We start from the raw sequence: 22,090 nt of genomic DNA, 5'->3' as shown, positions 1-22,090 counted from the left end.
AACCACACCATCCTACTGACGTCCGACAGCCGGATCCCCCTTCTCGTCACAGGTTGCTCAGGACTCGCGCTAGTCCCGTTCGACCAGGTGCCCGATCACGTCCGGGCCGGGGTGCGCGTGGCCCGAACCGTCGCGGCGCGGGTCGATGTCGGGCAGCTCGACCGGGGTGCCCTTGTCGTCGGCGCCGGCCGGGCGCGAGCCGATCCACGCCAGCACCAGGTGGGTTTCGCCCTTGAGGAAGCGCTGCGAGCGGACGCCGCCGGTGGCACGGCCCTTGGCCGGGTACTCGCTGAACGGGGTGACCTTCACGCTCTGACCGGACGAGGTGACGACCATCGGCTCGCCGTGCTCGTCGTCGTCCGTGCGGATCGCGCCGAAGAACACCACGTGCGCGTCGCCGCTCAGGTTGATGCCGGCCATGCCGCCTCCCTTGAGGCCCTGCGGGCGCACCAGTTTGGCGTCGTAGCGCAGCAGGGACGAGTCGGAGCTGACGAACGCGAGGGTCTCGCTGCCGTCGGTGAGCCAGGTGGCGCCGACGACCTCATCGCCGTCCTTGAGCGTGATGACCTCGAACTCGTCCGACCGCACCGGCCACTCCGGCACGCACACCTTCACCGTGCCGAGCTTGGTGCCCAGAGCGATACCGGGAGAGTCCTTCGGGTCGAGCGGCGCGATGCCGACGACCTTCTCGCCCTTCTCCAACGGCACCAGCTCGCTCGCCGCCATGCCGCCACGCAGCGACACGGTGCCGCTCTGCTCGGGCAGCACCGGGAGCGGCAGCACGTCGGTCTTGAACGCGCGGCCGAGGTTCGTGATCAGGACGATCTGGCCGCGCGCGGTCGAGTGCACGGTCGCGGCCACGGCGTCGTGTTTCACCCGGCCCGCCCGGCGTTTGCCCTCGGACACCTCCTCCGACTCCGCCGCGGTGCGCGCGACGAGACCGGTGGCGCTGAGGATGACCTGGCACGGGTCGTCCGCGACCTCCAGCGGACCGGCGGGCTTGGACGCCGCCAGCACCTCCTTGAGGTCGCCGTCGATGAGGCTCGTGCGACGCTCGCCGCCGAGCTCCTTGGCCACGGCACCCAGCTCGGTCGAGACGAGCTTCTTGAGCACGCCCTCGTCGTCCAGGATCGCGGACAGCTCCGCGATCTCCTTGCGCAGCTTGTCCTGCTCGTTCTCGAGCTCGAGCTTGTCGTACTTGGTGAGGCGGCGCAGCGGCGTGTCGAGGATGTAGGAGGCCTGGATCTCGGACAGCTTGAACTGCTTCATCAGGCCGTCCTTGGCGGCCTGGGCGTTCTCGCTGCCCCGGATCAGCTTGATGACCTTGTCGATGTCGAGCAGCGCCAGCAGCAGGCCCTCGACCAGGTGCAGGCGTTCCTCGCGCTTGCGGCGGCGGAACTTCGTGCGCCGCGTGACGACCTCGTAGCGGTGCTTGAGGAAGACCTCCAGCAACTCCTTGAGACCCAGCGTCTGCGGCTGCCCGTCGACCAGCACCAGGTTGTTGATGCCGAACGACTGCTCCATCGGCGTCAGCCGGTAGAGGTCCGCGAGCAGCGCCTGCGGGTTCACCCCCACCTTGCACTCGATGACGAGCCGGATGCCGTTCTCGCGGTCGGTGAGGTCCTTGACGTCCGCGATACCGGTGAGGCGCTTGGACTTGTTCACCTCGTCGGTGATCTTCTCGACGATCCGCTCACTGCCGACGCCGTACGGCAGCTCGGTGACGGTGATGGCCTGACGGCCGCGGGAACCCTCGAGCAGCCCGATCTCGACCTTCGCGCGCATGCGCACGACGCCGCGCCCGGTCTCGTACGCCTTCCGCACCTCGTCGAGGCCGAGCAGGATGCCGCCGGTCGGCAGGTCGGGCCCCGGCACGAACTCCATCAGCTTGTCGAGGTTCGCGTCCGGGTGCGTGATCAGCCACCGCGCCGCCCCGATCACCTCGCGGAGGTTGTGCGGGATCATGTTCGTGGCCATGCCGACCGCGATCCCGGACGTGCCGTTGACCAGCAGGTTCGGGAACGCCGCCGGCAGCACGCTCGGCTCTTCGAGCGAGCCGTCGTAGTTCGGCCGGAAGTCGACCGTCTCCTCGTTCAGCTCGCTGACCAGCTGCATCGCGACCGGCGACATGCGGCACTCGGTATAACGCGAGGCGGCCGGTCCGTCGTCCGGGCTACCGAAGTTGCCGTGCCCGTCGATCAACGGCTCGTTGAGGCTGAAGTCCTGCGCGAGGCGGACCAACGCGTCATAGATCGCCGTGTCACCGTGAGGATGGAACTTGCCCATTGTGTCCCCGACGACGCGCGACGACTTCACGTACGCGTGCGTCGGCCGGTAACCCTGCTCGTGCATCGAGAACAGGATGCGGCGGTGCACCGGCTTGAGGCCGTCCCGCGCGTCCGGCAAGGCCCGCGAGTGGATGACCGAGTACGCGTACTCCAGGTAGGAGTCCTCGATCTCGGTCTTCAGCGAGTTGTCCAGCACCTGGGCGCCGGCCCGGTCGAACGCGGCGGGGTCGACCTTGGTCGTGGGTCCCTTGCGGCGTGCCATGACTTCGTAACTCCGTCTGTCTCAGGAAGGGCTTAGAGGTCGATGGCCGACTGGTCGACCCTGGCGGCGGACTCGACGAGCCAGTTGCGGCGCGGCTCGACCTTCTCGCCCATCAGCAGCTCGAGAGCTTCCTCGGCGGCCTCGGCGTCGTCCATGGTGATGCGGCGGACGGAGCGGCTGGCGGGGTTCATCGTGGTCTCCCACAGCTCGTCCGCGTCCATCTCGCCCAGGCCCTTGAACCGCGGCACCGGCGTGACGACCGTCTTGCCCGCCTTCTCCAGCTTCGCGACGGTCTGTTCCATCTGGCGCTGGGTGAAGGTGAAGTGCGTTTCGGCGTTGCGGCCGCGGGTCATCACCTTGTGCAACGGGGGCATCGCGGCATACAGGCGGCCGTCCTCGATCACCGGGCGCATGTACTTGGCGAACAACGTGATCAGCAACGTCCGGATGTGGCTGCCGTCGACGTCGGCGTCGGCCATCAGGATCACCCGGCCGTAGCGCATCTGCGAGATGTCGAACGTGCGGCCGGTGCCGGCGCCGAGCACCTGCACGATGGACGCGATCTCGGCGTTGCGCAGCGTGTCGGCGAGCGAGGCCTTCTGGACGTTGAGGATCTTGCCGCGCAACGGAAGCAGCGCCTGGTACTCGGAGACGCGCGCCATTCTGGCCGAGCCGAGGGCGGAGTCGCCTTCCACGAGGAAAAGTTCGCTACGCGAAACACCTGTGGTGCGGCAGTCGACCAGCTTCGCGGGCATCGCGGCGCCCTCAAGCGCGGTCTTGCGGCGTGCGGCGTCCTTCTGCTGTTTCTGGGTCAGCCGGACGCGGGAGGCGTCGACGACCTTCTGCAGCACGGTCTTGGCTTCGACCTTGGTCTTGCGGTCCTCGGTCCACGCGCGCACCTGGGCGTCGACGATGCCCTGCAACACCTTGGTGATGCCGGCGGTGGACAGTTCGTCCTTGGTCTGCGAGGTGAACTGCGGCTCGGGGATGCGGACGTGGATGACGGCGGTCATGCCCTCCAGCACGTCGTCCAGGGTCGGCATGTCCTCCTTGGGCTTCAACAAGCCGCGGGTCTTGGAGATGGCGTCCTGGATCGCCTTCACCACCGCGCGGTCGAAGCCGCGGCGGTGGGTGCCGCCGTGCATGTTGCGGATGGTGTTGGTGAAGCACTCGACGGTGCGTTCGTAGCCGGTGCCCCAGCGCAGCGCTACCTCGATCTCGGCCTGACGCTCCACTTTGGACCGCATCACGCCGTTCTCGTCGGCGGCGTTCTCGAAGTAGGTGCCGGAGCCGTTGATCAGCAGGGTGCCGGAGACGGCGCGGTCGCCGGACGGCGCGAGGAAGTCGACCATGTCGCTGAGGCCGTTGGGGTAGTGGAAGACCTCTTCGGCGATCGTGTCTTCCAGCGCCGACCGCAGCACGTACGTGACGCCGGGGACGAGGAAGGCGGTGTTGCGCATCTTCGTACGGACGGCTTCCACGTCCAGCGCGGCGTTGTTCTCGAAGTAGCGGGCGTCGTACCAGTAGCGGATCGAGGTGCCGGTCGACTCGTTGCGCTTCATCTTGCCGACGACGTTCAGGCCGCCCTGGCGGGTGAACTTCGCCTTGGGGCCGGGGCCGTCGAAGACGCCGGGAACGCCGTGGGCGAACGACATCTCGTGGACCTTGCCGCCGTTGCGCACGGTGACGTCGAAGCGGTGTGAGAGGGCGTTCACGGCGGAGGCGCCGACGCCGTGCAGGCCGCCGGAGGTCTTGTAGCCGGAGCCGCCGAACTTGCCGCCGGCGTGCAACTTCGTCAACACCAGTTCCACACCGGACAGACCGGACTTCGCGTGCACGTCGGTCGGGATGCCGCGGCCGTCGTCGTCGACCTGGACGCTGCCGTCGGCGTGCAGCGTGACGACGATCTTCGTCGCGTGGCCGGCGACGCCCTCGTCGGTCGAGTTGTCGACGATCTCGCTGAAGAGGTGGTTGATGCCCCGGCTGTCGGTCGACCCGATGTACATGCCGGGCCGCTTGCGGACGGCCTCGAGTCCTTCGAGGTGCGTCAGGTCGTCGGCCCCGTACAGGGTCTCTGCGGTCACGGGTATTTCTCCCAGGTCTTGTGCGGACTGCCAGCAGGGTATCCGCCTGGACCGACAATTTTTCGCAGGACGCCCGCCGTGGCGGTCACCACTGCACTCCAGGACTGTCTCAGCACGCCCCTGAACCCCGCTCCAGCCGCCGGTCAGGGCCCTGCTGAGCAGCGGCGGGAGCGTCGCGCGCGCCACCGGGGGCTACCCCGGCTTGGCGAACATCACGCCGGTTGCCCCGCGAGACCGTTCCGAGACCTTCCCGAAACGGACCCGTGAACCGTCATGAACAACGGCACGTATGCCCCGATGTCGGAATCGGACCGAGGGACGGAGTGATCGCGTGCGGCATGGTGTGGACTCGGGTCTCTTCCAGCAGACCGCGCACAGCCCGTCCTATTTCGAGCTGTCGCGGACCGGTGCGGGAGAGCTCGTGGACTTCTGCATCCCGTGCAATCCGTACTTCCCGACGCCGGAGATGTTCGAGGAGCTGTCGAAGAACCTGGAGTCGATGCTCAAGTTCTACCCGAGCGACTCCGCCAAGATCGCCGACCAGCTGTCCAAGGTGCTGGGACTGAACCCGGCCACCCTCGCGATGTCGAACGGTTCGACCGAGCTCATCACGTGGATGGACCACCTGTGGATCCACGAGAGCGTCGCGATCCCGATCCCCACCTTCGGCCGCTGGACCGACCAGCCGATGGAGAGCAACAAGCGGGTCGACATGTTCCTGCTCCAGGAGAGCAACAACTTCGAGCTGGACATCGACGAGTACATCAAGTTCATCCGCACGCGCGGCAGCAAAGTGGCCGTGATCTGCAACCCGAACAACCCGGACGGCGGTTATCTGCCGCGCCGGGAAATCGTCCGTTTCATGGACGAGCTCTCCGACCTGGACCTCATCGTCATCGACGAGTCGTTCATCGACTTCGTCGAGGTCGAGCGCAACCCGTCGGTCGCCGCCGAGGCGTCCATCCGGCCCAACGTGGTCGTGCTGAAGAGCCTCGGCAAGAACTTCGGCCTGCACGGCATCCGGTTCGGCTACCTGGTCGCGAACCCGGGACTCGCCGGGAAGATGCGCAAGACGCTGCCGAAGTGGAACCTCAACTCCCTCGCGGAGACCGTGGTGTTCATGCTGGCCGAGCACGAGGCGGAGTACGCCGAGAGCCTGCGCCTGCTCAGCCGCGACCGCTACCGCATGGGGATGGAGCTGTCGCGCATCCCCGATCTGACCGTCTACTCGTCGCAGGCGAACTTCCTGTTCGTGAAGCTCGGCGGCGGCATGGACGGCCGCGAGCTGCGGGACCACCTGCTGTCCAAACACCAGGTGTTCATCCGCGAATGCGGCAACAAGCTCGGCATGACCAGCAAGTTCGCGCGGCTCGTCGTACGACCCGAGCAAGACGTGGAACGGCTCGTCGAAGGCATCCGGGATTTCACGCAATCGAGGTGGACCAGCCACTCCAGCCACAGTCCGAGTCACTCCAGCGAACCGTCGCTGCTGATGCACAGCGCCTGAAATCATTTCTCCGAAAGGTTTGCCCAGAGATGTCATCACCGCACGTCCTCAGCGGTCGGCGCGGCCAGGTGGCTGCGGCCGCGCTGGTGGCAGCCACACTGCTCAACGCGGCCATGTTCGGCGGTACGAACGCCACTGCCTCGTCACACCGAGAGGCCCCTCTCATCGCGGGCGATCCGGCCGTGGACAACACGGACCTCTACGCGTTCGTCAGTCCTGACCACAAGGACACCGTGACGCTGGTCGGCAACTGGTCCGGGTTCCAGGAACCCAACGGCGGCCCCAACTTCTTCCCGTGGGCCGAGGACGCGCAGTACGACTTCAACGTCGACAACGACGGTGACGCGAAGCCCGACATCACCCTGCGGTTCCAGTTCCGCAACGACGACCGGCGCAAGAACAACACGTTCTTGTACGCCAACGGTGCCGTGGAGTCGCTCGACGACGAGAACCTGTTGTTCCGCCAGCGCTACGACCTCGAGGCGATCTACCAGAACGGCCAGAAGGTCAAGCTGGTCAACAACGCCCCGGTCGCGCCGTCGCCCAACGGGCCGGCGTCGATGCCGGACTTCAAGAAGCTGCGTGACCAGGCGATCGTGCAGGTCGCCGGTGGCGGCAAGGTCTACGTCGGCCCGTCCGACGACGCCTTCTTCGCCGACCTGAGGGTGTTCGACCTGCTCTACGGCGGCAACCTGAGCGAGGTCGGCCAGGACACGCTGCGCGGTTACAACGTCAACACCATCGCGATCCAGCTGCCCAAGCACGCGCTGGCGGTGAAGAACGACGCGAACCGCAACCCGAACATCGGCATCTGGAGCACCACGCAGCGGCGCAGCCTGAAGCTGTCGCCGGGCAAGGCGGAGCCGCAGGGCGACTTCGTGCAGGTCTCCCGTCTGGGCAACCCGCTGGTCAACGAGGTCGTGGCGCCCGCCGGTCTGAAGGACGCGTTCAACGGCCTGCGCCCGGACCAGGACGCTGGCGTGAAGGAGCTGGTGGACCGGGTGGTGAACCCGGAGCTGCCGAAGCTGATCGAGGCCATCTACAAGATCCCGGCGCCGAAGGGCCAGCGCGACGACCTGGCCGAGATCTTCCTGACCGGCATCACGAAGAAGCTCGGCGCGCAGATCAACGCGGACCTGAACTCGCAGGTCAACAACGCTGACGTGGACCCGCGGCGGTTCCGCCCGTCGGAGATGCTGCGGCTGAACATGTCGATCAACCCGAACGCCAACCCGAACCGTCTCGGCCTGCTCGCCGGTGACACGCAGGGCTTCCCGAACGGCCGTCGCCTCACCGACGACGTGGTGGACATCGCCGTGCAGGCGATGGAGGGTGCCGCGGCGTCCGGCAAGCTCGTCGACGCGCTCGCCACGGGTGACAAGGTCGACGCGAACGACCAGCCGTTCGAGGCGAACTTCCCGTACGTCGGCCTGCCCCGCAACGGCACGGCCGTCAGCGCCTCCGGTACGACCGCGAACGTCGCGGTGAACCCGGTCGGCAAGATCGGCAACATCGACCCGATGGCGATGACCACCGCGGTGGGCTCGGCGGCCGTGTTCGGCGCGGGCTTCTTCCTGTGGCGCAAGCGTCAGCAGTCGATCCGCAAGTACGGGTCGCACTCGAAGTGAAGTACCAACAACGGCAGGCCGTCGCGGTGGTTCTCCTGGTCACCGCGGCGCTTGCCTACCTAGCCGCCTCCGGTCCTGCCGACAGCAGGGCCGGGGGCGAGCCCCCTGTTCCGGCTGTGGCGCAGCAGAACCAGATGCACCGCGTGGTGCACCAGCTGCAGCAGCGACTGCACTCACTGCCCCAGGACAAGTCTTCCTGGGCGCAGCTGGGTGCGTCCTATGTGGAACTGGCGCGTGTCACGGCCGATCCGACGTATTACGCGAAGGCCGAGGGCGCGCTGAAGAACGCGGGCGACACGGGCCTTGCCGCCATCGGCATGGGCACGCTGGCCAACGCCCGCCACGACTTCACCGCCGCCCGTGACTGGGCGACGAAGGCGATCGCCGCACTGCCGTCCTCCGCGGAGGCGTACGGCGTGCTGGCCGACGCGTTGACGCAGCTGGGCGACGACGCGGGCGCGCAGGAAGCGGTGCAGAAGATGCTGGACCTCAAGCCCAACACCGCGTCTTTCGCCCGCGCTTCCTTCCACTTCGAACTCCACGGCGACGTCGACGGCGCCCGCGACGCGATGCAGCGTGCGCTGACCGCCGCGTCGACGCCCGAGGAGATCGCGTTCTGCCGTTATCGGCTGGGTGAACTCGCGTTCGACCACAACAGGCTCGACGAAGCCGCACAGCACTACGAGCAGGGACTGGCGGCAAGAGGAGACGACATGACTCTCACTCAAGGCATGGCCAAGGTCGCGGCGGCACGGGGTGACGCCCCGGTCGCACTCGAGAACTACCGCAGGCTGGTGGCCCGCGCTCCTCTCCCCCAGTACCTGCAGGAGTACGCGGAGCTGCTGGAGGCCAACGGCAAGCCCGAGGAGGCGGCCCGGCAGTACGACGTGCTGTCCGAGCAGCAGCGGCTGATGGAGTCGCAGGGCGCTTCCGACGACCTGGCTGCGGCGCTGGTGGCCGCGGACCGCGGTGACGGCATGCAGGCGCTGCGCCGCGCGGAGGCCGAGTGGAGCCGCCGTCAGAGCGTGTTCGTCGCCGACGCGATGGCGTGGGCACTGCACATGAACGGCAGGGACGCCGAGGCGCTCGAGTTCTCGGACAAGGCCAACGCGCTGGGCTGGCAGAACGCCACGTTCTCCTACCACCGCGGCATGATCCTCGCGGCCCTGGGCCGGATCGCGGAGGCGCAGGAAGCGCTGGTGCAGGCGTTGCGGCTGAACGCGAACTTCTCCCCCCTGCAGTCGCTGAAGGCGGGTCGCAAGCTCGCCGAACTGCGAGGCGGCAGGTGAGCCTGTCCAACTGGGTCGTGCGGCCCGTCCTGGTCGTCGCCCTCCTGCTGGCGGGCATCTTCTTCATCAACGGCGAGGCGTCCGCCCACCCGCTGGGCAACTTCAGCGTCAACCACTACCACGGGCTCCACCTGCATCCCGACCGGATCGATCTCAGATCCGTGGTCGACGTGGCGGAGATCCCGACGCTGCAGGAGAACCTGAAGACGCGGGACGCGAGACAGTGGTGTGACGAGGTCTCCCGGACCGACCGGTCCACGGTCGACGGCCGGCAGATCTCGTGGACGCTCTCCAGCGCCACCAAGGAACATCCGATCGGCCAGGCCGATCTCAGCACCACCCGGCTGGTCTGCGAGTTCACCGCGAAGGTCGAACTCGACAGGCCGGCCAAGTTCGATTTCCGGGACGAGTCGAACACCGACCGGGTCGGCTGGCGGGAGATCACCGCCGCCGGCACCGGGATCAGGCTGACCCAGACTCAGGTGCCGACCGAGAGCATCAGCAACGAGCTGCGGACGTACCCGGAGGACCTGCTCAGCAACCCGATGGACGTCCGTTCGGTCAGTTTCAACGCCGAACCGGGCAGCGGATCGGAGCCGAAGCAGGCTTCCGGCTCCCCCATCCAGTCGTTGAGCGTCACGGCGTCCGCCCTGAACGACATCCTGGGCAGCGACGACCTCACGCCGTGGCTCGGGTTGCTGGCCGTCCTGCTGTCGTTGGTGCTCGGCGCGTCGCACGCGGCGTTGCCCGGTCACGGCAAGACGCTCATCGCCGCCTACCTTGCCGGTCGTCAGGGCCGGCCGCGGGACGCGTTCATCGTCGGCGCCTCGGTCACGGCCACGCACACCGGCGGTGTGCTGGTGCTCGGCCTGGTCATCAGCGCGTCGTCCGCGCTGGCCGGCGAGCAGGTGCTGCGCTGGCTCGGCCTGGTCAGCGGTGTGCTGATCGCGGTGATCGGCGTGATGCTGCTGCGCTCGGCCGTGTCGACGACCCGCGAACCCGCGCTGGCCGGCGTCGGCCATGGTCACGGGCACGGCCACGGACATGGGCACGGTCATGGCCACGGGCACGGTCATGGGCATGGCCACGGGCACGGTTACAGCCGCGCGAGCCTGATCGGCATGGGCGCGGCCAACGGACTGGTGCCGTCACCGTCCGCCCTCGTCGTCCTGCTGGGGGCCATGGCGCTGGGCCGGACGTGGTTCGGCGTGCTGCTGGTCGTCGGCTACGGGCTCGGCATGGCCGCCACGCTGACCGCGGTCGGACTGCTGCTCGTGAAGGCGCGGGAACGCGTGGAGAAATTCCTGGACGGCCGTGCCACCCGCATGCTCTCGCATTACGCACCCGTCGGCACAGCCGCGATGGTGATCGTGGTGGGAGCGTGGCTCACATTGCAGGCTGTCTGAAGTCCTTTGCAGGCTGCTCGAAGTCCGAATTACACCAATGTAAGAAGGGCCCGGATTCCTCGGAATCCGGGCCCTTCTCCGTTTCTGTCCTTACAGGTCCTACCCCGACAGGTTCGCCACCACGAACGCCTTGCCTTCCGCGTTCTCCACCGAGATGGACTTCACCTGCTGTGGAGGCACGCTCACCACACCCCGCACGTCGGCCATCGGCTTGTCGGACGAGGTCCACACGAACGCCTCGGCCTTCGAGCCGTCGGCCCCGACCACGATCAGCTTGCACTTCTGCGCGGCCGGCAACCCGGCGATCTGTGCGGACACCTGGTATCGATCCTGCGATGACGGCTCGATCTTCGCCACCATCCTGATCGCTCCGGACGTCCCCTCACCCGTGCGGGTCGAGGCGACGCTGGTGCCCGGTGCCTGGTTCTGCATGAGAACCGCAGCGCCTCCGAACGCGACCACCGCGGCGACTGCCGCGGCGGCGAGGTAACCCGGCCAGCGCCGGGGCTTGGCGTGCTGCGGTTCGGGAAGTGATTCCTCCACCGCACGTGGACTGGCTCTGGGACGAGGTTCGGCCACCCGCGGCTGCGGGACGACCGACTCGTTCCGGATCTGCCGCAGCGTTCGCTGCAGCACCAGATCCGACGGCTTGGGCAGGTCGGCTTCGAGCTCGAGCTCGTGCAGGAATGCTTCCCGAGGTATCTCGTCGAGCACCATGCGGATCCGATGGAAGTCGGCGACCTGCGCACGGCAGGACGGACAGCCCCTCAGGTGCTGCTCGACGCCAAGACTCTCGTGCGCGTCCAGAACGCCGAGCGCGTAGCAGCCAAGGGTGACCGCGTCGTGCGCGCCAGCTGTCATACGACCTCCTCGTCGTCCCGATTCGACCCCCGCGGCGAAACGGTGTCACAAGGAAAACGCGCAGATAGGAGTGGTCGGTTCAGCTTGCGAACGAGTTCATTCTGATTGCGCATAACAATGGCATTACGTAACCGTCCAACTACTGTTCCGGCCCTGCCTGAGCTGCGCTTTTCACTCGATCGGACGACTCAAGGTGTCTCGAATGGCTACAGGCACGTCTCTCGACGAACCAGTGGTCGTTCCTCGGCTTCGATGAACACCGCGAGGCCGTCCAGGAGCCGCGCGAGACCGAACTCGAACTCGTCCAGCGGCCGTTCGAAGCCGCCGGAGTTCCAGAGGTGGGTCATCATCGGCAGCCGGTCGGGCGTGAAGTGCTGCCAGAGCGCCTCCCGGCCGTTCCACCAGTCCTCCTCGGACACGCCGGTCTCCCGTTCGGCCTGCACGCGGTCCGCCATCGTCCGGCCGACCCCGTCGACGAACTGGGCGACCGCCGTGACCACCGCGACGATCTCCTCGGACGCGAGGCCCAGCTCCGAGACGACGGCGTAGGCCGCGTCCTGACGGGTCATGGCGTGCGGGCCCGGCATCCGCCGCGAGGTCGTGAGCTGCAGCATCCACGGGTGCGCGCGGTACATCGCCCACATCTGCCGCGCGAAGAACTCCAGCCCGGCGCGCCACGGCCCCTTCGGCGTGTGCTCGGTCTCGGCCCACACCGCGTCGACCATCAGGTCGAGCAGTTCGGACTTCCCCGGCACGTGCCGGTACAGCGACATCGCCGTGTTGCCCAGCGTCTCGGCGACCCGGCGCATGGTGAGCGCGTCGACGCCCTCGGCGTCGGCCACCTTGATGGCCGCCTCGACCACCCGCGCCTGGCTCAGCGCGGCCTTCGGGCCTCTCGTCGCCTCGGCCGGCGGCTCCCACAGCAGACGGATGCTCCGGTCCCGGTCGCTCTTCACCCAGCCCCCTCTTCACAACCAGCTTGCCGGTGAATCCTAGAACCGTGTACAACGTACACCTGGTGTACAACGTAAGCAGTTAAGCCACGGGGGTGAAGTCGTGGGACACGCGGTGCTCGCGGAAGGCCTGCGGAAGAGTTTCGACAAGAAGGCGGCACTGGACGGGTTCGACCTGGCCGTGCCGGCGGGAACGGTGTGCGGGCTGCTCGGCCCGAACGGCGCCGGCAAGACGACGGCGGTGCGCATCCTGGCGACGTTGCTGCGCCTGGACGGCGGCCGCGCCGAGGTGGCGGGCTTCGACGTGGCGCGGGAGGCGCCTCAGGTGCGGCGCCAGGTGGCGTTGAACGGCCAGCAGTCGACGGTGGACGACGTGCTGACCGGCAAGGAGAACCTGGTGATGTGGGGCCGGCTCTACCACCTCTCGAAGCGCCAGGCCTCGGCGCGGGCCGACGAGCTGCTGGAGCAGTTCGGGCTGACCGACGCCGCCGACAAGCGGGCCAAGCAGTACTCGGGAGGCATGCGGCGGCGGCTGGACCTGGCGTCGAGCTTCATCCAGCGGCCGTCGGTGCTGTTCCTGGACGAGCCGACGACCGGTCTCGACCCGCGTAACCGCGGCGAGGTGTGGCGGGAGGTGAAACGGGTCGTCGCGGAGGGGACGACGGTGCTGCTGACCACGCAGTACCTGGACGAGGCCGACCAGCTCGCGGACCAGATCGTCGTGCTGGACACCGGCCGGGTGGCCGCGCAGGGCACTCCGGACCAGCTCAAGTCCAAGCTCGGCGGCGACCGGATCGAGGTCGTGGTCCGCACTGCCGAGGAACTGCCGGTCGTGCGGGACGTGCTCGGCCCGGACGCCGAGGTGGACGCCGACGGGTTCCGGGTGAGCGCGGCGGTGATCGACCGGGTGGCGGCGCTGACGCGGGTGACGTCGGCGCTGGCCGCGAAGGGCGTGGAAGCGGAGGACATCGCCCTGCGCCGGCCGACGCTGGACGAGGTCTTCCTGGCCATCACGGGACACAAGGCAGTCGACACTTCTGGGGTGCGGGCATGAGGTACGCGGCGATCGACTCGTGGGTCGTGGCGAAGCGCGACCTGATCCACTGGGTGCGCGAGCCGGTCAGGGTGTTCGCGAACCTGGCCTACCCGGTCATCTCGGTGCTGATCTTCGGGCTGGTCTTCGGCAGCGCGATGAACGTGTTCGGCGGCGGTGACTACATCGAGTTCCTGCTGCCCGGCATGTTCGGCCAGACCATCGCGTTCGGCGTCGGCACCACGCTGATGATGGTGTCGATGGACGCCGACCGGGGCGTGACGGACCGGTTCCGCGCCTCACCGATGTCGCAGACCGGGGTGGTGGCCGGGCGCAGCATCGCCGACCTGGTGAACTCGTCGCTGGAACTGCTCGTGCTGGCGCTGTGCGGCCTGGTGATCGGCTGGTCGTTCCACGACGGGTTGCTCAACGCCCTGGTGGCGTTCGCGCTGTTCCTCTGGCTGCGGTTCGCGCTGGTCTGGGTCGGCATCTACCTCGGCCTGCTGGTCAAGCCGGAGGCCGCGCAGGCGTCGTGGATGTTCCTGTTCCCGCTGACGATGTTCGCGAACACGTTCGTCTCGCCCGAGCTGATGCCGGGCTGGCTGCGGGTGGTGGCCGAGTGGAACCCGCTGTCGTCCACGGTGGCGGCGGCGCGGGAGCTGTTCGGCAACCCCGGGGTCGGCGGTGACTCGTGGGCGGCGCAGCACTCGCTGCTACTCGCCGTGCTGTGGCCCGCGGTGTTCGTCGCGGTCTTCTGGCCGCTGTCGGTGCTGAAGTACCGCAACCTCAGCCGCTGAGTAGTCGGTCCGGAACTGGTCGGCGAGCCACTCCGCGAGGAGTCGCCGCCAGTTCCGGACCCTGGCCAGGTTCGCGGGAGTGAGCGTCCGATCGGTTTCCCACTCCCGCCAGTCCTCGCTCGCGAGCCAGCCGATGCAGCCGGCTATCCGGTGCACGCGCAGCAGGCCGAGGTCCGGCGTGTGGCCGTACCCGGTCCAGAACGCCTGGGGCAGCACGGCTCCGTGCAGGTAGAGGTGTTCCTCGAACGCGGCGAGCTCATCGAGCGGGTTGCCCTGTCCCGGGTTGTCCCAGTCGATCAGCGTGGCGGTGCCGTCGCCGACGATGATGTTGTGGAGGTTCACGTCGTTGTGCAGCAGGCCGACGCGGTGGACCTTCCGGAACGCCTGGCCGATGCTCCGCCAGACCTCGTCGGACACCGGCAGTGCGTCCGCGAGCGTCCGGCCCTCGACGTACTCGACCAGCACGTCGCCGCGACCGTTGTGCGCGAGGATCTCCGGCGCGCCGGGCACCACGAACTTCGGCAGGTCGCGCGCGATCTTCGGTTGCCGCAGCACGGCTTTGCGCCCGTCGGCCAGCGTGACGAGGTGCAGGACGTTGGTGAGGCCCTCTCCTTCCAGCGGTTCGACCCGGACGGCGGTCTCCAGCAACCGGAACAAACACCCACCTCCAGTAGCAAAGGGTGTAACACATGACACATCGGACAGATATGGATTCTCGGGGGATGCATTCGGCGGCGAAGCACGCATGGAGGCATACCGATGACCCAACGCTATCGGCGCAGGCGTCTCGCGCTCGTCTCGGCACTGGCACTGGTACTGCCACTCGCCGTGACCGGCCACGCACTCGCTGATCCCAACAACAACACCCCGGCCAAGCTCACCAAGGCCGTCACGCTGAACGGCGTGCTTCGGCACCTCGACGCACTCCAGTCCATTGCGAACACCCACGGCGACCGCGCGGCCGGACGTCCTGGATACCAGGCGTCGGTGAACTACGTGGTGTCGCAACTCAACGCGGCCGGCTACTCGCCCTCCGTGCAACAGTTCGACTTCACGTACCTCGAGGACAACTCGGTGCTCGACGTGCTGGCGCCGCTCGTGATCCCGTACCGCAAGGACCTCGACTTCACCTACACCGACTTCGTGCCGCGGGCCGAAGGTGACGTCACCGGCATCATCCAGGCGGTCGACCTGGTCCTGCCGCCCACGCCGACGCCCAGCAGCTCCAGCGGCTGCGACGCGGCCGACTTCGCCGGGTTCGTGCCCGGCCGGATCGCGTTGATCCAGCGCGGCACCTGCAACTTCACCGTCAAGGTGGCCAACGCGCAGGCGGCGGGAGCGTCGGCGGTCGTGCTGTTCAACGAGGGCCAGCCGGATCGCAGCGGGATCGTGATCCCGATCGGTGACGGGACGGGCCTGACCATCCCGGTCGTGTCCGCGACGTTCGCCGTCGGCAACCAGCTCGCCTCACTTCCCTCGCCCACGGTCCGGGTGAAGGTGGAGGTCATCACCGACACGCGCACCGCCTGGAACGTCTTCGCCGAGTCCCAGTACGGCAACGCGAACAACGTCGTGATGGCGGGCGCACACCTCGACAGCGTGCAGGACGGGCCCGGCATCAACGACAACGGCAGCGGCTCGGCTGCGTTGCTGGAGACCGCGATCCAGATGTCGAAGGTCAAGACCAACGCGAAGGTCCGCTTCGCGTGGTGGGGCGCGGAGGAGTCCGGCCTGCTCGGGTCCGACCACTACGTCACCACGCTGCCGCAGGCGGACCGGGACCGCATCGCGCTGTACCTGAACTTCGACATGGTCGGCTCGCCGAACCACTTCTTCGGCATCTACGACGGCGACAACTCGAGCGGCACCGCCCCGCCGGGCTTCATCCCGCCGGGGTCGGCGCAGATCGAGGACGTCTTCGAGAAGTTCTACGCCGGTCGTGGCCTGCCGTCCGAGGACACCGAGTTCTCCGGGCGTTCGGACTACGGCCCGTTCATCGAGGTCGGCATCCCGGCGGGTGGCCTGTTCACCGGCGCGGAGGGCATCAAGACGGCTCAGCAGGCCGCTTTGTACGGCGGCACCGCGGGCGTCGCCTACGACCCGTGCTACCACCAACCGTGCGACAACCGGTCGAACCTGAACCTGACCGCGCTGGACGTGAACTCCGACGCGATCGCGACTTCGGTGATCACGTTCGCGTTCGACACCTCCGCGGTGAACGGCGTGCGCACGCCCGGCAAGTCGCACGGGCGCGTGCCGCGAGGCGTTCTGTCCTGACGTTCAGTCCTAAGAGGACCAGAGGTCGCACCGGTGGTCCGCCGGTGCGACCTGCTCGGTCGCGAACAGCCGGGCGTCCTGGCGCTCCCAGCCGGGACGCCCGGTTTCGGCGAACCTAGTCCAGGCCGTGACCATCTCGTCCGAGAGCTTGCGCTGCTTCTCGCCGAGTTCGACGTTGCCGTACCTGAGCAGGAACGGCAGCTCCGACCCGTGATAGGCCCCGTACGGGAACTCCGGCATGCCGGGGAAGATCATCGGCGGGTTCGGCTCGGCGAACTCGTACCCGAACGCCTGGGTTCGGGCTCGGAGCTCGTCGGTCGTGCAGGCCGAGGTCATCGCGGTCAGCAGGTTCGAGAGCTGTACCCGCTCGTCGCCGCCCCGCGGCGGGTAGGCGCTCAGGATCTGCTGCGCCTTGGCCGCTCCGAAGCCTTCCGTGACGGCTTGCTCGTATTGCGCGGCGTCGAGTCGTGCGTAGTACATCGCCACGAACACCGTCAGCTCGTCACGCGCGGTGCCGGTGAGCACGGGAATCTGGTGGAAGCGGCCTTCCCGCAGTGCCGTGATCGGGTTGTGCGGCAGGGCTTCCGTGTCGTACGCGGGCGACGAGAACAGCGGTGTCAACGCTGTGACCTGGTGGACCGGGAGCTGCCGGAGGCACTGGAGATCCGTGCAGCCGTGCGATGCCGTGGCGCCCGCCTGTTCGACGTCTTCGCGCTTCGCCCAGATGTGCTGGACCTGGTTCTCCCCCGCCGGGAAGCCGAGCTGGCACGGTCCGCTCTGGATGATCGCCTTGTGGAAGAGGCCCTGCGTTCTGGGTGTCGTCAGCTGCGCGCAGGTCGACAGCCCACCCGCCGACGCCCCGAACAGCGTGACGTTGTGCGGGTTCCCGCCGAACTGCCGGATGTTGCGCTGGACCCAGCGGAGCGCGGCCTGCTGGTCCTTCAGCCCGAACGCGCCGGATCCCTCGAGTCCCGGGAACCCGAAGTACCCGAACGCGCCGAGGCGGTAGTTGATCGTGACGACCACGGAACCCTTGCGCACCAACTGGTCCACGCCGTAGTCCGACCCGGCGCCGCTGGTGAAGCCGCCGCCGTGAAGCCAGACCAGGACCGGCCGGTTGTGCGCCTTCTGGGGCGCCGTGACGTTGAGGTACAGGCAATCCTCGCTGTCACTGGCGGGACTGCCGAGCCCTTCGTCCTGTGCGCAACGCGGCCCCGGCTCGATGGCGTGCCGGACGCCGCGCCACGGCTGGACCGGCTGCGGGTCGCGCCACCGGTTGTCCCCGGTGGGCGGCGCGGCGAACGGGATGCCCTGGAAGCTGCGCTGGGCGTTGATGACGGATCCCGACACGAATCCTGTGTCGGTGCGGATGGTGGTTCCCGCGGCGTGGGCGGGAACTGCTACTGCGGCAACGAGAACGGCCGCTGTGAAGGTTGAGGTTGAACGCATGTCACGATCAACCTAGCCCCCACCGCAAGCGCTTTAGACCCCAGGATTCGGGGCCACGGCCCGGTTCCGGGACAACAACCGCGCCGCCACCGCCGCCGGCAGGTACATGAGCACGCCGTAGACGGCCGGCGGGATCGCCATCGTCTCGTCGTTCAGGACCGTCAACGCCAGCGTGATCGCGATCGTGGCGTTGTGGATCCCGATCTCCATGGCGCTCGCGACCGCCTGTCCGCGCTCGACGTTGAACGCCTTGGGCACGTAGTACCCGATCAGCAGACTGAGAATGCTGAGCAGCAACGCCACCGGCCCGAGCGTCGCGATGTTGTCGATCAGCTGCTGGTAGGCCTGCGCGATCGCCGCGATGATCACCAGCACCAGCACGACCACGGACGCGATCCGCACCGGGTCGTTCATCTTGAGCGCCCAGGCCTCGAACTTGCGACGCACCAGCATCCCGATCGCCACCGGCACCAGCACGATCGCGAACACCTGCACGAACTTCGCCGGCTGCAACCCGACCTCGGCGTCGTCCGCCATGAAGTGCGCCATGCTGAGGCCCACCACGATCGGCAACGTGAACACGGCCAACACCGAGTTGATCGCCGTGAGCGTGATGTTGAGCGCCACGTCCCCGCCGGCCAGGTGGCTGAAGAGGTTCGCCGACGTCCCGCCCGGCGAGGCGACCAGCAGCATCATGCCGACCGCCAGCACTCCTTTGAGCCCGAACGCGAGGACCAGCCCGAGGCAGATCGCCGGGAGGATCACGACCTGGCAGACGAGGGCGATGATCGCGGCTTTGGGGTACTTGGCGACTCGGGCGAAGTCCGCGGTGGTCAGCGTCAGGCCCAGGCCGAACATGACCAGCGCGAGCGCCAGCGGCAGGAAGATCTGGACGACGAGCACGGCGGCCTCCGCGGATGTCCTGGTTTGTGCAGTTTGATCTGTTCCGCAGATCCTGGCGTTACGCCCCCGCCTGTGGAATCGGCCAGGTGGAGGCTAAGCGCCCGGCGGCGGGGCACACTGGCCACCGTGCAGATCGGCGTCTTCACCGCGGGTGACCTCGAACCCGACGAGATCGTCACCCTCGCGATCGCCACCGAAGCAGCGGGTTTGGACGTCTTCGCGGTCGGCGAGCACCACAACCCGCCCTACAACTCGTCCTCCCCCACCACCCTCCTCGCCTACATCGCGGCCAGGACGACGCACCTGCGGCTCTCCACCGCCACCACCCTGATCACCACGAACGACCCGGCCAGGCTCGCCGCCGAGTACGCCACCCTGAACCACCTGGCCCCGAACCGAACGGACCTGGTGCTGGGCCGCGGCAACACCGCCAAGGTGTTCGGCTGGTTCGGCAAGGAGATCGAGTACGGTCTGCCGCTCACCATCGAGCACTACGAGACCCTGAAGGCCTTGTGGCCCAACAGGCCTTATCTCTGGCACGCCTGCACCCGTTCTCCCGAGATTGCCGATCTGGCCGCGGAACACGACGACGGCCTGTTCGTGTTCGCCAACCAGACCGACCACGTCGCGAGGTACCGCGACCAGGCCAGGAACCCGAAACTCGGCGTGCTGGCGAACGAGGACGACATCGACGCCGCGCTGGAACTGCGCCCCGACCGGTTGCTGATCCACGCGAGGAACGCAGATCACCTCCGCCAGATCACGAGTGCCACCACCAGGATCAGCACGCCGATCGCCAGCGCCGACCCCAGCACCCACAGGCCGTAGACCCCGAACGCCACGAACTCCGCTCCGATCGAGGCGACCGACGTGACGGTGGCCCTGGCGTCGGTCTCGATCCGGTGCTGCAGGTCGGTTTCCACGTGCACCAGCACGAACCGGTAGAGCCCGTAGAACAGTCCCACCAGGACGATGGCGGCGGGCACGGCCAGCACCGCCGCCGCGATCAGCACCAGACCGGACGCGAAGAGGACCCAGCCGCGCAACGGCAACCGGCCGGCCAGCGAGGCACCGGCGGCGCCCAGCAGCGGGATGCCGATCGTGGCCAGCGGCACCCACACCGTGGGCACGTGCCAGTTCTTGACCAGCAGCGGGAGGTACTCCTCGATCGCGTCGATCGCGTAGACCAGCGCCACGGCGAGCACAGCGCGTTTGATCGGCACGGCCTCACGCAGACCGGTCAGCAGAGTCTCCAGGTATCCCAGGTCGTCATCAGAACCGCGCTCAGGCTCCGGGAAGCGCAACGCGATCACCGAGGACAGCAGGCACATGGCGACGGAGACCCAACCGGCCAGCTGGTAGCCGCCCAACGAGAACAGCGCGGTGGCGAGAACCGCGACCGGGACCTGAGCGATCAGCTCGATGGTGTCGATCCGCGCGTTGAGTCGTCCGTACGACGACTCGTCACCGTTGGCCGCCAGCCCGTCGTAGAGCAGGGCCTCGAAGGCGCCCGAGGTCAGCGTTCCGCCGAGACCCCACAGCACGAACCCGAGAGCGAAGCCCCAGAAAGACGGGAAGACCACCCAGGACGCGTACGCGAAGGCGTGCAGCACACCGGCGGCGACCAGGCACGAACGGCGCGAGAAGCGGTCGGCGATGGCGCCTGACGGCACCTCGAACACGACGGCGGTCAGTCCCCAGATCGCGAACAGCACCGAGATGGAGCCGTCCGACAGTCCGCTGTCGTCGAAGAGCAACGCGTACAGCGCGTAGATCGGGAGCAGGTGCGAACACCACGCCCACGCTGTCGCGGTTCGGGTCAGATCAGCTGAAGATCAGGATCGTCGTCGTCGCATGACACCAGAGTAAGCCGTCAGCGCCACCGATTAACTGGCGCTGACGGCGAGTGACGCTCTAGAAACCAGCGGTGATGCGGGTGAACGCGAGGTCGGACTGCTGGATGCCCGAGCAGTTCGCGGCCACCTGACCGTCGCAGCCGCCGCGGTCGCGGTTGACCGACCAGAAGGCCAGTCGCCCGAGGCCGTTCGACTTCGACCAGTCGCGGATCGCGGTCCAGTCGTCGACCGTGGTCAGCTCGCGCTGGTCGGACAGGCCGTTCATGCCCGAGATGCCCACGTGCCTGAACGCCTCGGCGTCGCTCCAGCCGAAGGTCGACTTGAGCTTGTTCTTCAGCCCGGTGGCCGCGCCGATGGTGTCGGTGCGGATGTTCGAGCTGCCGAAGTCGAACGGCATGATCGTGAACACGTCGATGTTCGCGTTCAGCGCCTTGGCCTGGTCGATCAGCCGGGCGCCGTAGAAGTTCGGGCCGGTGGTGCCGGTGCCGAACGTGACGATCGTCTGGATGCCCGGGTTGTTCTGCTTGACGATCCGCAGGGCGGTGATGATCCGATCCTGCACCGTCGTGTTCTCGAACTCGTCGGAGTTCTCGATGTCGATGTCGATCGCCTTCAACCCGTAGGCGTTGATGACCTGCTGGTACGCGCCGGCCAGCGCCTCCGGGGTCGAGCAGTTCGGGCCCAGCTTGTTGCCACTCCAGCCACCGAACGACGGCACGACGTCACCGCCGGCCGCGCGGATGGCGTTGATCGTCTGCTGGTCGACGCCACTGGTGAGCGGGCGCTGGCTGTCCCACGACGGGGTGCACCCGCCGCCGGAGAGCACGAACGCGAGGGTGAACCACTTGACGCCGGTCGAGCTCATGACCTGAGTCGCGCTCTGCGGCTCGCCCCAGCCCAGGTACAGGTAGGGCGCGCCGCGGCCGGTGCCGGGCAACGGCGGGTTCGACGTGGTCGTCGTGGTGGTGGTCGTGGTCGTCGTCGGGTTGCCCGTGCCGTCGCACGACGCGCCGTTGATCTTGCAGCTCGACGGGTTGCCACCGGAACCGCGCACGGTGAAGCCGAAGCTCGTGCTCCCACCGACGGGCACGTTGCCGTTCCAGGTGTTGCGAACGGTGATGTTCTGCCCGTTGGCGGTGTACGAACCGTCCCAGAGCGACGCGATCGACTGACCGCTCGGCAGCGTGAACTCGACGGTCCACGACGTGAGCGCGGACGCGCCGCCGTTGGAGATCGTGTACTTGGCCTCGTAGCCGCTGTCCCAGGCCGACGTCTTGGTGAACGCCGCCGTCACGCCCGTCGCGCCGCTCGCGGGAGCGGCGACAACGCCTCCGACCACCGCGGCCACCGCCAGGCCGATGGTCAGGAACTGCCAGCGGAACCTCTTCATGATGCTCCATTCACGTGCAGGGGTACGTGATGGGGAGCACGCTAACTGGTCTAAACCACCGGTTCAAGGGGGTGAACCACACCGCGAGGGAGCGCTCTCACGATCAG

The 22,090-nt window shown here is 67.8% G+C and carries 17 protein-coding genes; 8 read left to right on the top strand and 9 right to left on the bottom strand.

Annotated features, from left to right (window positions below; genetic code table 11):
- Positions 1 to 69: 69 nt before the first annotated feature.
- Positions 70 to 2,550 (bottom strand): DNA gyrase/topoisomerase IV subunit A, encoded by a 2,481-nt coding sequence (locus G7043_RS13690; protein WP_166045986.1) that lies wholly within the window; start codon positions 2,548 to 2,550, stop codon positions 70 to 72.
- A 32-nt stretch (positions 2,551 to 2,582) separates the two neighbouring features.
- Entirely contained in the window at positions 2,583 to 4,634 is a 2,052-nt protein-coding gene (locus tag G7043_RS13685) for a DNA gyrase/topoisomerase IV subunit B (RefSeq protein ID WP_313887852.1), read from the bottom strand.
- Between the two features lie 331 nt (positions 4,635 to 4,965).
- On the opposite strand from G7043_RS13685, the gene G7043_RS13680 reads away from it, so the two are divergent.
- From G7043_RS13680 to G7043_RS13665, 4 genes are read left to right on the top strand one after another with little or no spacing between them, the layout of a single operon-like run.
- Positions 4,966 to 6,141, top strand: a complete 1,176-nt coding sequence (locus G7043_RS13680) for a pyridoxal phosphate-dependent aminotransferase (protein ID WP_313887851.1) — start codon at positions 4,966 to 4,968, stop codon at positions 6,139 to 6,141.
- 29 nt (positions 6,142 to 6,170) lie between these two features.
- The gene (locus G7043_RS13675) at positions 6,171 to 7,769 is read left to right on the top strand and encodes a DUF4331 domain-containing protein (protein ID WP_166045984.1); all 1,599 of its coding nucleotides are present in this window, start codon (positions 6,171 to 6,173) and stop codon (positions 7,767 to 7,769) included.
- A complete protein-coding gene (locus G7043_RS13670) occupies positions 7,766 to 9,058 on the top strand; it encodes a tetratricopeptide repeat protein (RefSeq protein ID WP_313887850.1) in 1,293 nt (430 codons plus the stop codon). The genes G7043_RS13675 and G7043_RS13670 overlap by 4 nt, the downstream gene beginning before the upstream one ends.
- Positions 9,055 to 10,464, top strand: a complete 1,410-nt coding sequence (locus G7043_RS13665) for a nickel/cobalt transporter (protein ID WP_313887849.1) — start codon at positions 9,055 to 9,057, stop codon at positions 10,462 to 10,464. Before G7043_RS13670 ends, G7043_RS13665 begins: the two co-directional genes overlap by 4 nt.
- Before the next feature lie 99 nt (positions 10,465 to 10,563).
- Here the strand turns inward: G7043_RS13665 and G7043_RS13660 are convergent, their stop codons facing one another.
- Both G7043_RS13660 and G7043_RS13655 read right to left on the bottom strand, forming a co-directional pair.
- A complete protein-coding gene (locus tag G7043_RS13660) occupies positions 10,564 to 11,325 on the bottom strand; it encodes an anti-sigma factor family protein (RefSeq protein WP_166045983.1) in 762 nt (253 codons plus the stop codon).
- A 206-nt stretch (positions 11,326 to 11,531) separates the two neighbouring features.
- Positions 11,532 to 12,281 carry a TetR/AcrR family transcriptional regulator gene (locus G7043_RS13655; protein ID WP_166045982.1) on the bottom strand — a complete coding sequence of 250 codons (750 nt, stop codon included), beginning with the start codon at positions 12,279 to 12,281 and terminating at the stop codon, positions 11,532 to 11,534.
- A 100-nt stretch (positions 12,282 to 12,381) separates the two neighbouring features.
- Here G7043_RS13655 and G7043_RS13650 point away from each other — a divergent pair, with 100 nt between their 5' ends.
- A complete protein-coding gene (locus tag G7043_RS13650; RefSeq protein ID WP_166045981.1) occupies positions 12,382 to 13,332 on the top strand; it encodes an ATP-binding cassette domain-containing protein in 951 nt (316 codons plus the stop codon).
- Positions 13,329 to 14,108, top strand: a complete 780-nt coding sequence (locus tag G7043_RS13645) for an ABC transporter permease (RefSeq protein WP_166045980.1) — start codon at positions 13,329 to 13,331, stop codon at positions 14,106 to 14,108. Before G7043_RS13650 ends, G7043_RS13645 begins: the two co-directional genes overlap by 4 nt.
- On the opposite strand, the gene G7043_RS13640 is transcribed toward G7043_RS13645, so the two are convergent.
- A complete protein-coding gene (locus G7043_RS13640; protein WP_166045979.1) occupies positions 14,025 to 14,765 on the bottom strand; it encodes a lipopolysaccharide core heptose(II) kinase RfaY in 741 nt (246 codons plus the stop codon). The genes G7043_RS13645 and G7043_RS13640 overlap by 84 nt on opposite strands.
- Positions 14,766 to 14,867: 102 nt before the next feature.
- Between G7043_RS13640 and G7043_RS13635 the strand changes: the two genes are divergently transcribed.
- Positions 14,868 to 16,385 carry a M28 family metallopeptidase gene (locus tag G7043_RS13635; protein WP_166045978.1) on the top strand — a complete coding sequence of 506 codons (1,518 nt, stop codon included), beginning with the start codon at positions 14,868 to 14,870 and terminating at the stop codon, positions 16,383 to 16,385.
- Positions 16,386 to 16,394: 9 nt separating this feature from the next.
- Here G7043_RS13635 and G7043_RS13630 read toward each other — a convergent pair whose 3' ends face one another.
- Together G7043_RS13630 and G7043_RS13625 are read right to left on the bottom strand one after the other, a co-directional pair.
- Positions 16,395 to 17,834, bottom strand: a complete 1,440-nt coding sequence (locus G7043_RS13630) for a carboxylesterase/lipase family protein (RefSeq protein WP_242642242.1) — start codon at positions 17,832 to 17,834, stop codon at positions 16,395 to 16,397.
- A 33-nt stretch (positions 17,835 to 17,867) separates the two neighbouring features.
- Positions 17,868 to 18,737 (bottom strand): bile acid:sodium symporter family protein, encoded by an 870-nt coding sequence (locus G7043_RS13625; RefSeq protein WP_313887848.1) that lies wholly within the window; start codon positions 18,735 to 18,737, stop codon positions 17,868 to 17,870.
- A gap of 126 nt (positions 18,738 to 18,863) precedes the next feature.
- Here G7043_RS13625 and G7043_RS48275 point away from each other — a divergent pair, with 126 nt between their 5' ends.
- Positions 18,864 to 19,565: an LLM class flavin-dependent oxidoreductase gene (locus G7043_RS48275; protein WP_313887847.1), complete on the top strand. Its 702-nt coding sequence runs from the start codon at positions 18,864 to 18,866 to the stop codon at positions 19,563 to 19,565.
- Here G7043_RS48275 and G7043_RS13615 read toward each other — a convergent pair.
- On the bottom strand, positions 19,484 to 20,494 hold the full coding sequence (locus G7043_RS13615) for an MFS transporter (RefSeq protein WP_242642240.1): 1,011 nt from the start codon (positions 20,492 to 20,494) through the stop codon (positions 19,484 to 19,486). The two genes, G7043_RS48275 and G7043_RS13615, sit on opposite strands and share 82 nt — an antisense overlap.
- 157 nt (positions 20,495 to 20,651) lie before the next feature.
- Positions 20,652 to 21,983 carry a cellulose binding domain-containing protein gene (locus G7043_RS13610; protein ID WP_166045976.1) on the bottom strand — a complete coding sequence of 444 codons (1,332 nt, stop codon included), beginning with the start codon at positions 21,981 to 21,983 and terminating at the stop codon, positions 20,652 to 20,654.
- Between the last annotated feature and the right edge of the window lie 107 nt (positions 21,984 to 22,090).

Origin of the sequence: Lentzea alba, assembly GCF_011067745.1 — a bacterium.
GTDB classification, from domain to species: domain Bacteria; phylum Actinomycetota; class Actinomycetes; order Mycobacteriales; family Pseudonocardiaceae; genus Lentzea; species Lentzea alba.
This window is presented reverse-complemented; position numbering and strand designations above follow the sequence as displayed.

What these genes read in the sequence shown, in the direction of transcription:
- G7043_RS13690 (WP_166045986.1), bottom strand. Translation starts at nt 2,550, where the DNA reads ATGGCACGCCGCAAGGGACCCACGACCAAGGTCGACCCCGCCGCGTTC.
- G7043_RS13675 (WP_166045984.1), top strand. Translation starts at nt 6,171, where the DNA reads ATGTCATCACCGCACGTCCTCAGCGGTCGGCGCGGCCAGGTGGCTGCG.
- G7043_RS13660 (WP_166045983.1), bottom strand. Translation starts at nt 11,325, where the DNA reads ATGACAGCTGGCGCGCACGACGCGGTCACCCTTGGCTGCTACGCGCTC.
- G7043_RS13645 (WP_166045980.1), top strand. Translation starts at nt 13,329, where the DNA reads ATGAGGTACGCGGCGATCGACTCGTGGGTCGTGGCGAAGCGCGACCTG.
- G7043_RS13635 (WP_166045978.1), top strand. Translation starts at nt 14,868, where the DNA reads ATGACCCAACGCTATCGGCGCAGGCGTCTCGCGCTCGTCTCGGCACTG.
- G7043_RS13630 (WP_242642242.1), bottom strand. Translation starts at nt 17,834, where the DNA reads ATGCGTTCAACCTCAACCTTCACAGCGGCCGTTCTCGTTGCCGCAGTA.
- G7043_RS13610 (WP_166045976.1), bottom strand. Translation starts at nt 21,983, where the DNA reads ATGAAGAGGTTCCGCTGGCAGTTCCTGACCATCGGCCTGGCGGTGGCC.